Genomic DNA, 2,687 nt, shown 5'->3' with positions numbered 1-2,687 from the left:
CCTGTGCGGCGGCCGCCGCCAAGGGGGCGGCGCTGCTTTTGGCCACCGGCCGGAAACAGGACCGGGTCCGGGTTAAGCTGCCGGGCGGTCAACAACTCATGGTCCCGCTGGTGCAAAACGAACCCCTGGCCGGGGGAGCCATGGCCGTCGTCGTGAAAGACGGTGGGGATGACCCGGACAGCACCCACGGTCTATCCATCGTAGCTAAGGTTTGGTGGAAGCCCGGTACCGGCATTGAGGTGACGGGTGGGCCCGGGGTGGGGCTCGTGACAAAACCTGGTTTGCCGGTGCCTCCCGGAGAACCGGCCATTAACCCTGTCCCCCGCCGGATGATCCTTGAGAACGTGGCGGAGGTGCTGGGTGATGCGGGAGCCCTGGTGGAAATCTCCGTCCCCGGCGGTGAGGCAGCCGCCAAGAAAACCATGAATCCCCAGCTGGGGATCACCGGCGGCATATCCATCCTGGGGACCACCGGGATTGTGGAACCCATGTCGGAAGAGCGGTTCAAAGCGTCCCTGGTGGGCCGGGTCAAGCAGGTTAAGGCTTTGGGTTTTTCCACCATCGTTATGGTGCCCGGCCGTGCCGGGGCAAAAACCGCCGTGGAGCGATTCGCCGTGCCGGAGGATATGGTAGCCCAGGTGAGCAATTTCGTCGGCTCCATGCTGGAAGCGGCGGCGGCGGAAGGATTTCAATCCATCTTGCTCTTAGGGCATATCGGCAAGCTGGTGAAAGTGGCCGGCGGGAGTTTTCATACCCACAACAGGGTCTCCGACGGGCGGTTGGAAACCATGGCCGCCTGGCTGGGTGTCCTGGGAGCTCCTCCCGGATTCTTGCGGGAGATACTGGGGCAGCCCACGACGGATGGGGCGGTGGCCCTAATCAAATCCCGGGGTTACGAGGAAGTTTTTTCCCTGCTGGCCGGTGCCGGGGAAAGAAAGTGCCGCCGGTATCTCCGGGATGCAGCGGTGCAGGTGGGCATAGTGCTGACCGGCAGCCAAGGGGAACTCCTTGGCCTGGGTCCGGCGGCATCCATGATTGGGAGGGAGATCCAATGGCAAATCCCGTGAAAGTGATCGGTATCGGGCCGGGCAGCCCTGATTACTTGCTGCCGGCGGCCCGGCGGGCGGTGCAAACTTGCCGGGTGGTAATCGGTCACCCCAGGGCCTTGCAGTTATTCGAGCTGGCGGGAAAACAAGTTCATGTCTTGACCGGCGACCTGGCGAGCCTCATCCCTTTGTTGCAAAACCGTGCCGCCTGGGAAACGGTGGGGGTGCTGGTCAGCGGTGATCCCGGCTTTTACAGCTTGTTGAACTACCTGCGCCGCCATCTCCCGCCGGAGGACATGGAGGTCATCCCGGGGATTAGTTCGGTGCAGGTGGCCTTTGCCCGGTTGGGGCTGCCCTGGCAGGAAGCTCACCTGTTGAGTCTCCACGGCAGGAAGATCGATAATCTTTCGTCTTATGTAACCTCGGGGCAGCCCATTGGTTTACTGGTGGACAGCCGGACCGGCGGCCGGGAGCTCCAAGGGATGCTGGCACCCTACGGCCCGTTTAAGGTTCATCTTTGCCGCAATCTGACCTATCCTGATGAAGAAATTGTGACCCTGGCCGTGGCAGAACTGGATCAGGTGCCAGACCTGGGTAATACAGTGGTGGTGATCGAGCCTGATGATACCCCATGACCGGAAAACTTTAGCGCCGGGCATCCCGGATGAATGCTTCATCCGGGGGCCGGTGCCCATGACCAAAGAGGAGATTCGCACGGTGGCTTTAGCCAAGGGAAAACTGTTTCCCGGGGCCGTGGTCTATGACCTGGGATCCGGTACGGGCTCCATCGCCATTGAAGCGGCTCTGCTGGCCTGCCGCGGCCAGGTCTTTGCCTACGAGAAAAACCCGGCGGCGGTGGCCCTGATTGAGCAAAACAAAGAGCGCTTCGGGGTGTCCAATTTGCAGGTTATTCCGGCGGAAGCTCCCGACGGGCTGGAGCATTTGCCCTTGGCCCATACCGTTTTTATCGGCGGCAGCGGCGGGCGGCTGGAGGAAATCCTGCAAAAGAGCCTGACCCAGCTGCACCCGGGGGGTAGGATCGTCATGGATGCCATTACCGTAGAAACCCTGGCGACCGGTCTTGGGTTCGCCAAGGCTCACGGTTTAAGAGCGGAGGCGGTGACGGTCAGTGTATCCCGGCTGGAGGAGATAGGCAGCTATCACATGTGGAAAGCTTTAAATCCCGTGCACATCATTACATTGACGTTGGAGGTATGACATGGCCGGAAAACTATGGGGCATCGGTGTAGGACCGGGTGATGCGGAACTCATTACGGTAAAAGCCGTGCATGTCTTGCAAAAGGTACCGGTAGTGGCCGTACCGAAAGCCAGGCCGGGGCAGGCCAGCATCGCTTATCAAATCGCGCGGCGGTACTTGGCTCCCGGTACCAGGGTGGCGGAGCTGGTGATGCCCATGACGGAGGACCGGGAAGCGCTGGAACAGGCCTGGGAACAGGCCGCCCGGGAAGTGCTGGCTTTCTTGCGGCAGGATCTGGACGTGGCTTTCCTTACCCTGGGTGACCCGTCCTTGTACAGTACCTTTGGTTACTTAGTCAAGGGAGTCACCGCCCGGGAACCCTCCCTGGCCGTGGAGGTCGTTCCCGGTATCATGTCCTTTGCCGCCGCGGCGGCCCGCCTCCT

General features: G+C 61.5%; 4 protein-coding genes. All 4 read left to right on the top strand.

Going from position 1 to position 2,687, the window contains the following annotated elements:
* Positions 1-1,067: cobalamin biosynthesis protein CbiD (gene cbiD, locus GXX34_08250; GenBank protein HHW07497.1), on the top strand; the 1,067-nt coding region annotated here is incomplete at its 5' end.
* Positions 1,052-1,681 (top strand): precorrin-6y C5,15-methyltransferase (decarboxylating) subunit CbiE, encoded by a 630-nt coding sequence (gene cbiE, locus GXX34_08245; GenBank protein HHW07496.1) that lies wholly within the window; start codon positions 1,052-1,054, stop codon positions 1,679-1,681. The genes cbiD and cbiE, both read left to right, overlap by 16 nt.
* Positions 1,668-2,264, top strand: coding sequence for a precorrin-6Y C5,15-methyltransferase (decarboxylating) subunit CbiT (cbiT, locus tag GXX34_08240; GenBank protein ID HHW07495.1), 597 nt, complete (start codon positions 1,668-1,670; stop codon positions 2,262-2,264). The genes cbiE and cbiT overlap by 14 nt, the downstream gene beginning before the upstream one ends.
* A gap of 1 nt (position 2,265) precedes the next feature.
* A partial coding sequence (gene cobI / locus GXX34_08235) for a precorrin-2 C(20)-methyltransferase (protein ID HHW07494.1) occupies positions 2,266-2,687 on the top strand: 422 nt, incomplete at its 3' end.

The organism is Clostridia bacterium (assembly GCA_012840125.1).
Classification (GTDB): Bacteria; Bacillota; DULZ01; order DULZ01; family DULZ01; genus DULZ01.
Note: the sequence above shows the minus strand (reverse complement) of the source record. Positions and strands in the feature narration are given on the sequence as shown.